Here is a 7,633-nt window from a genome sequence, read left to right on the forward strand (position 1 = left end):
CGGGCGGCCGTGCGGCGCACCGTGATAGACCGGGTCCCAGCGGCGGTCCCGGCGGGACCGCGCCCCACCCCGAACGGACCGGAGGAACCGTGCCCCGCAATCTGGCCACCGCCCCGATCATGATCCTCAACGGGCCCAACCTGAACCTGCTCGGACAGCGCCAGCCGGAGATCTACGGTTCCGACACCCTCGCCGACGTGGAGGCACGGTGCGCCAGGGCGGCGGCCGCCCACAACGGCACGGTGGACCTGCGCCAGTCCAACCACGAGGGACAGCTGGTGGACTGGATCCACGAGGCGCGGCTGAACCACTGCGGGATCGTCATCAACCCCGGCGCGTACTCGCACACCTCCGTCGCGATCCTGGACGCCCTCAACGCCTGCGACGGCCTGCCCGTGGTGGAGGTCCACATCTCCAACATCCACCGGCGCGAGTCCTTCCGGCACCACTCCTACGTCTCCCTGCGCGCCGACGGCGTCATCGCGGGATGCGGGGTGCAGGGGTACGTGTTCGCCGTGGAGCGGATCGCGGCGCTGGCCGGCACGGGGGTGGCCGAGGCGTGAGCCCGGCCGCTCACCACCCGCGCGCGTGCCACTCCGGCAGGTGCGGGCGCTCGGCGCCCAGCGTGGTGTCGTTGCCGTGGCCGGGATAGACCCAGGTCTCGTCGGGGAGCACGTCGAAGATCTTGGTCTCGACGTCGCGGATCAGGCTGGCGAACGCCTCCGGGTCCTGGTGGGTGTTGCCCACACCGCCCGGGAACAGGCAGTCCCCGGTGAACACGTGCGGATGCCCGTGCGGATCGTCGTAGACCAGGGCGATCGATCCGGGCGTGTGCCCGGCCAGGTGGCGGGCGGTCAGCTCCACCCGCCCCACGCGCAGGGTGTCGCCGTCGTCGACCAGGACGTCGGTCGGCACCGGGATGCCCTCGGCGTCGTACCGGCCGGCGTGGGTGCGGGCGCCGGTGGCGGCCACCACCTCGGCCAGCGCCTGCCAGTGGTCGCCGTGCCGGTGGGTGGTGACGACGGACGCGAGGCCGTCGTCACCGATCGTGCCCAGCAGGGTCCGCGCGTCGTCGGCCGCGTCGATCAGCAACTGCTCGTCGGTGGCCCGGCACCGCAGCAGATAGGCGTTGTTGCTCATGGGGCCGACCGCGACCTTGGTGATCATCAGGTCCTTGAGCTCGTGCACGTCGGCCGGACCGCCGACCGTCACCCGACCGCTGTACGTCATGACCGCCAGCCTATAGCGGCGACCCCCGCGCGGTCGTCCCCGGTGCGGCGGGGGAGCGTCCCCGCTACAGCGGCGGGAGCGCCGGAAGCGCGCCTCCCCCCACCCTCAGCCCGGAGCCGTCACGGCGCCCGGCGAGCCAGCCGAGCAGGTCGGCGGCCGCGCCCTCGACCGTGACCGGGCCGCCCCCGGCCCCGCCCCCGGTGTTCCAGGAGCGGCCGTCGGGGTCGGTCAGGCGCGTCGCGGGCACGTCCCGGTGCCCGGCGAACCGCCGCGCCAGGAAGTCGATCTCCCGGGTCACGAACTCCGCCGGCAGGTCCTCCAGTTCGTAGCCGACGCCGAGGTCCACGTGGTGCAGCTCCACCTCGACCCAGCGCCGGAAGGGCACCCGGGCCGCCCGGTCGGTGACCCCGTTGCGCAGCTCCACCGTGCGCGACCAGTCCGCCGGTGCGGCGCACGCGGTCCGGAAGCGCTCCGCGCTCTCCCGCACGTCGGCGAGGTGCGCGTCGAGGGGGCGCCCCGCGCCCTGCTCGATGTCGGCCTCCCGGGCCTCGCCGGAGACGTACATGGGGCGCCCCTCGAGGACGTTCACCAGGGCGTCCGCGTTGCGGGCGAGGTGGGTCAGCACGTGACCGCGGGTCCAGCCGGGCAACCGTGACGACTGGGTCACAGCCGCGTTGTCCAGGGTGCCGACCGCGGTGAGCAGCCGTTCGGTCGCGGTCTGCACGAACGCCAGGTCATGGGCGTGATCCATCATGGCGCCGACCCTAGCCGCGCCACACCTTCGAGTGAAGGGAGGCGAGCGGAGCCGTAAATCGAATGCGCGTGCTATAAGGTCGTGGGCGGCGTCGGGCATGCTGGATGGTCTGGGTTTGTTCTCAACCCGTGAACCCGACCGGCGTTGTCAGTGGCTCCCCCTAGTCTGAGAAAGCACGGGGGCCCCGCCCCTGTCACTTCCCTCAAGAAAGGTGCGGACCCGCGTGGCCGACCGTCTCATCGTCCGTGGAGCGCGCGAGCACAACCTCAAGAACGTCTCGCTCGACCTCCCGCGCGACTCGCTCATCGTCTTCACGGGCCTGTCGGGGTCGGGCAAGTCCTCGCTGGCGTTCGACACGATCTTCGCCGAGGGGCAGCGGCGCTACGTGGAGTCGCTCTCCTCGTACGCCCGGCAGTTCCTCGGCCAGATGGACAAGCCGGACGTCGACTTCATCGAGGGCCTGTCCCCGGCGGTCTCCATCGACCAGAAGTCGACCTCGCGCAACCCCCGCTCCACGGTCGGCACCATCACCGAGGTCTACGACTACCTGCGCCTGCTCTTCGCGCGCATCGGCAAGCCGCACTGCCCCGAGTGCGGCCGGCCGATCTCGCGGCAGTCGCCGCAGGCCATCGTCGACCGGGTCCTGGAACTGCCGGAGGGCAGCCGCTTCCAGGTGCTCTCCCCGCTGGTGCGCGAGCGCAAGGGGGAGTTCGTCGACCTCTTCGCCGACCTCCAGACCAAGGGCTACTCCCGCGCCCGGGTGGACGGCGAGACCGTCCAGCTCTCCCAGCCGCCCACGCTGAAGAAGCAGGAGAAGCACACCATCGAGGTGGTCGTCGACCGCCTCACGGTGAAGGAGAGCGCCAAGCGCCGCCTCACCGACTCCGTGGAGACCGCCCTCGGCCTGTCCGGCGGCATGGTCGTGCTCGACTTCGTCGACCTCCCCGAGGACGACCCCGAGCGCGAGCGCATGTACTCCGAGCACCTGTACTGCCCGTACGACGACCTGTCCTTCGAGGAGCTGGAGCCCCGTTCCTTCTCCTTCAACTCGCCCTTCGGCGCCTGCCCCGAGTGCACCGGCATCGGCACGCGGATGGAGGTCGACCCGGAACTGGTCGTCCCCGACCCGGACAAGAGCCTCGACGAGGGCGCCATCCACCCCTGGTCGCACGGCCACACCAAGGACTACTTCGACCGCCTGATCGGCGCCCTCGCGGAGGCGCTGGGCTTCCGCACGGACATCCCCTTCGGGGGCCTGCCGCAGCGCGCCAGGAAGGCGCTGCTGTACGGACACAAGACCCAGGTCGAGGTCCGCTACCGCAACCGCTACGGCCGCGAGCGCCGGTACACCACGGCCTTCGAGGGTGCCGTCCCCTTCGTCAAGCGCCGGCACGGCGAGGCCGAGAGCGACGCCAGCCGCGAGCGCTTCGAGGGGTACATGCGCGAGGTGCCCTGCCCCGCCTGCGAGGGCGCCCGCCTCAAGCCGGTCGTCCTCGCCGTCACGGTCATGGGCAAGTCCATCGCCGAGGTCTCCGCGATGTCCATCAGCGACTGCGCGGACTTCCTGGGCGAGCTGAAGCTCACCGCCCGCGACAAGAAGATCGCCGAGCGCGTGCTCAAGGAGGTCAACGAGCGGCTGCGCTTCCTGGTCGACGTCGGCCTGGACTACCTCTCGCTCAACCGCGCGGCGGGCACCCTCTCCGGCGGCGAGGCCCAGCGCATCCGCCTGGCCACCCAGATCGGCTCCGGACTCGTCGGCGTGCTCTACGTCCTCGACGAGCCGTCCATCGGCCTGCACCAGCGGGACAACCACCGGCTGATCGAGACCCTGGTCCGGCTGCGCGACATGGGCAACACGCTCATCGTCGTGGAGCACGACGAGGACACCATCAAGACCGCCGACTGGGTCGTCGACATCGGTCCCGGCGCCGGCGAGCACGGCGGCAAGGTCGTGCACAGCGGCTCCTACAAGGAGTTGCTCGACAACGCCGAGTCGCAGACCGGCCAGTACCTGTCCGGCCGGAAGTCCATCCCGCTGCCCGAGGTCCGCCGCCCGCACGACCCGTCGCGCCGGCTCACGGTGCACGGCGCCCGCGAGAACAACCTCCAGGACATCGACGTGTCCTTCCCGCTGGGCGTGTTCACCGCGGTCACCGGCGTCTCCGGCTCCGGCAAGTCCACGCTGGTCAACGACATCCTGTACACCCACCTGGCCCGCGAGCTGAACGGCGCCCGCAGCGTCCCCGGCCGGCACACGCGGGTGGACGGCGACGACCTCGTCGACAAGGTCGTCCACGTCGACCAGTCGCCCATCGGCCGCACCCCGCGCTCCAACCCGGCGACCTACACCGGCGTCTTCGACCACGTCCGCAAGCTGTTCGCCGAGACCACCGAGGCGAAGGTCCGCGGTTACCTGCCGGGCCGCTTCTCCTTCAACGTCAAGGGCGGGCGCTGCGAGAACTGCGCGGGCGACGGCACCATCAAGATCGAGATGAACTTCCTCCCGGACGTGTACGTCCCGTGCGAGGTCTGCCACGGCGCCCGCTACAACCGGGAGACCCTGGAGGTCCACTACAAGGGCAAGTCCATCGCCGACGTCCTCAACATGCCGATCGAGGAGGCCCTGCACTTCTTCGAGGCCGTCCCGGCGATCTCCCGCCACCTGAGGACGCTCAACGACGTCGGGCTCGGCTACGTCCGGCTCGGCCAGGCCGCGACCACCCTGTCCGGCGGTGAGGCGCAGCGCGTGAAGCTCGCCAGCGAGCTGCAGAAGCGCTCCACCGGCCGTACGGTCTACGTCCTGGACGAGCCGACCACCGGTCTGCACTTCGAGGACATCAACAAGCTGCTGAAGGTCCTGTCGGGCCTGGTCGACAAGGGCAACACGGTCATCGTCATCGAGCACAACCTCGACGTGATCAAGACCGCCGACTGGGTCGTCGACATGGGCCCCGAGGGCGGCTCCGGCGGTGGCCTGGTCGTCGCGGAGGGCACGCCCGAGCAGGTCGCGAGCGTGCCGACCAGCCACACCGGCAAGTTCCTGCGGGAGATCCTGGGCCCGGAGAGGATCAGCGACGCCACCCGGACGGCGCCGGCCCCGCGCAAGGCGGCGGCGAAGAAGACGGTCGCCGCCCGGTCCACCACCCGCAAGACCGCCACCAAGGCGGTCGGCTCCACCGCCGCCAGGAAGAAGGCCGGGGCCTCCGAGGCCTGACGGGGCCGGTCCGCACCGGCGCGCGCCGTGTCCCGCGGGAGCCCGCCTCCCCGGGACACGGCGCCGGGTCCCGCCGCCTTCCGGGCCGGCGCCCCGGCCGCCTCCGCCGCCCGGGGACCTCCGCAGGGGACGCCGGGAACCCCGCCGGGGACGCTGGGCGCCCCGCCGGCCGGGACCCGCCGCGGGCTCAGCGGCCCGTTCCCACCTCGTGTCCCACCTCGTGCGCGTACGGCGGTTCCGCGCCCGCGCGCGAACAGGTGACCGCCGCCGCGCGCGCCGCGAAGCCGAGCAGCCCCGTCCAGCCGTCGGCGTCCAGGGCGGCCACGCCCTCGTCACCGAGTGCGTTCCGGGCCGCGAGACCGTGCAGCAGGGCCGCGTTCACCGTGTCACCGGCGCCGATGGTGTCCACCACCTCGACCCGCTCGCCCGGCACGGAGTGCTCACCGCCCCCGCGGGTGAACACGGTCAGCCCGTCACCGCCCCGGGTGACCACCACCGCCGCCGGACCGGCGGCCGCCCATTCCCGGGGGGACCCGCCGAGCCACTCGGCGTCCTCCGCGGACAGTTTCAGCAGCGACACCGACGGCAGCCAGCTCTCGAACCGGGCCCGGTAGGCGTCGGGATCGGGGATGAGCCCCGGACGGATGTTGGGGTCCAGCGCGGTGAACACGCCTCGGGCGGACGCGGTGCGCAGCAGCTCCTCGTAGGCGCTCGCGCCCGGCTCCAGGACGAGGGAGCAGGTTCCGAAGGACACCGCGCGGGTACCGGCCGGCAGCGCCCGGGGCGCCGTGAACAGCCGGTCCGCGGTCCCCTCCACGTAGAAGGTGTACGCCGCCGAGCCGTCCGCGCCGACCGCGGCGACGGCGAGCGTCGTCGGCTCGTCCCCGCGCTGCACCGACGACACGTCCACGCCGGTCTCCCGCAGCCGGTCCAGCAGCGCCTCGCCGAAGGCGTCGCGGGACACCCGGGAGCAGAAGGCGGTGGGGGAGCCGAGGCGCCCGAGCGCCACCGCCGTGTTGAAGGGGCCGCCGCCGAGGGCCGGCGTCAGCGCCGCGAGCGCGCCCGCGCCCCGCGGTACCAGGTCGATCAGTGCCTCACCGGCCACGACGATCACGGAAGGTTCCTTTCCGACTGCACGGACTGCACGGACTGCACGGACTGCTCCGGCTGCTCCGACTGCCGGGACGTGCGGCGGGGACCGGCGCGCCCGGACGCCGGCCGGTCCGGGCAGCCGCAGGACGTGCGGTGCACGAAGACGCACGGGAGCCGCACCGTCCGCGCGGGCCGGTCCGGCTCGGCGAGGCGGTCCAGGAGCACCCGGACCGCGCGGGCGCCGATGTCCCTGCCGGGCTGCGCGATCGCGGTGAGCCGGGGCGAGAACAGGTCCGCCCAGGCGAAGTCGTCGAAACAGCACAGCGCGATGTCCCCGGGCACGGACGCCCCGCGGTCCCGCAGGGCGCGCAGCGCGCCGATCGTCATGGCGTTGTTGGCGGTGACCAGCGCGGTGGGGGGCGCCCCCAGGGACAGCAGGGCGGCGGTGGCCCGTTCGGCACCGGCCGACTCGGAGTCGCCGTGCGCCAGGAGCCGCTCGTCGTACGGCAGCCCGGCGGCCGCCAGACCGCGCCGGTACCCGGCGATCCGCTCGGTGGTGGTGCTGAGCCCCGGCGCCCCGGCGACCAGGGCGATCCTGCGGTGGCCGAGCTCGGCGAGGTGGGTGACCAGCCGGGCCGTCGGCCCGGTGTTCTCGGCGCAGACCTGGTCGAAGCGCGCGCTGCCGTCCCCCGGGTCGTCGACCACCCGGTCCAGGAACACGGCCGGCACCCGGTGCCGCCCGAGATAGGCGAGGAGCTTGCGCGGCTGCGCGGAGGGCGCGGCGATCACGCCCTCCACCCGGCGCTCGTGCAGCAGCTGGACGACCTTGCGCTCGTGCTCCGGGTCGTCGTGCGGGTCGGCGATGAGCAGGCTGTAACCCTGCTCCAGGGCCCCGGCCTCGACGCCCTGGAGGATCTCGGTGAAGTACGGGTTGCTGATCGCCGACACCGCCAGCCCGATCGTGCGGGTGCGGGAGGTCACCAGGGACCGGGCCAGGGTGTTCGGCGTGTAGCCGAGTTCCTCGACGGCGTCCAGCACCGCCCGCCGGGTGTGCGGCAGCACCGGCCGGGTGCCGTTCAGGACGTGCGAGACGGTCGCGACCGAGACACCGGCGCTGCGTGCCACGTCCGCCATCGTCGCCATCGTGCGCTCTCCCTCCGGCACCCCGCGCGGCCCCCTCCGAGCCGGGAAGGTATCCCATCCGGCGGCGGACGTAAACGCTTGCGCAAGCGTTTGCGCGCGGGGGGGAGCGCAGGACCCGCCCCGCCCCCCCGGCCCGCCTTTTCGGGTACCCCCGTTTTACGCTTGGGGGGCCGCCCCTTCGCCCGACCCCACGTCAGGCT

Annotated in this window: 6 protein-coding genes; 2 read left to right on the forward strand and 4 right to left on the reverse strand. The window is 72.9% G+C overall.

Annotated features, from left to right (window positions below; genetic code table 11):
* Nucleotides 1–89: 89 nt before the first annotated feature.
* Nucleotides 90–563 (forward strand): type II 3-dehydroquinate dehydratase, encoded by a 474-nt coding sequence (gene aroQ, locus ACZ56B_RS08020; protein ID WP_468787472.1) that lies wholly within the window; start codon nt 90–92, stop codon nt 561–563.
* A 10-nt stretch (nt 564–573) separates the two neighbouring features.
* Here aroQ and ACZ56B_RS08025 read toward each other — a convergent pair whose 3' ends face one another.
* Both ACZ56B_RS08025 and ACZ56B_RS08030 read right to left on the reverse strand, forming a co-directional pair.
* Nucleotides 574–1,230, reverse strand: a complete 657-nt coding sequence (locus ACZ56B_RS08025; protein WP_468787474.1) for an MBL fold metallo-hydrolase — start codon at nt 1,228–1,230, stop codon at nt 574–576.
* Between the two features lie 64 nt (nt 1,231–1,294).
* Nucleotides 1,295–1,984 (reverse strand): maleylpyruvate isomerase family mycothiol-dependent enzyme, encoded by a 690-nt coding sequence (locus ACZ56B_RS08030; protein ID WP_468787476.1) that lies wholly within the window; start codon nt 1,982–1,984, stop codon nt 1,295–1,297.
* Between the two features lie 223 nt (nt 1,985–2,207).
* Here ACZ56B_RS08030 and uvrA point away from each other — a divergent pair, with 223 nt between their 5' ends.
* Nucleotides 2,208–5,198 carry an excinuclease ABC subunit UvrA gene (uvrA, locus tag ACZ56B_RS08035; protein WP_468787478.1) on the forward strand — a complete coding sequence of 997 codons (2,991 nt, stop codon included), beginning with the start codon at nt 2,208–2,210 and terminating at the stop codon, nt 5,196–5,198.
* Nucleotides 5,199–5,385: 187 nt separating this feature from the next.
* Here uvrA and ACZ56B_RS08040 read toward each other — a convergent pair whose 3' ends face one another.
* Both ACZ56B_RS08040 and ACZ56B_RS08045 read right to left on the reverse strand, forming a co-directional pair.
* Nucleotides 5,386–6,312, reverse strand: a complete 927-nt coding sequence (locus ACZ56B_RS08040) for a carbohydrate kinase family protein (protein WP_468787480.1) — start codon at nt 6,310–6,312, stop codon at nt 5,386–5,388.
* A complete protein-coding gene (locus tag ACZ56B_RS08045; protein ID WP_468787482.1) occupies nt 6,309–7,433 on the reverse strand; it encodes a LacI family DNA-binding transcriptional regulator in 1,125 nt (374 codons plus the stop codon). Before ACZ56B_RS08045 ends, ACZ56B_RS08040 begins: the two co-directional genes overlap by 4 nt.
* Nucleotides 7,434–7,633: the final 200 nt, after the last annotated feature.

The sequence above is a fragment of the Streptomyces sp. NPDC034670 genome, assembly GCF_055574875.1.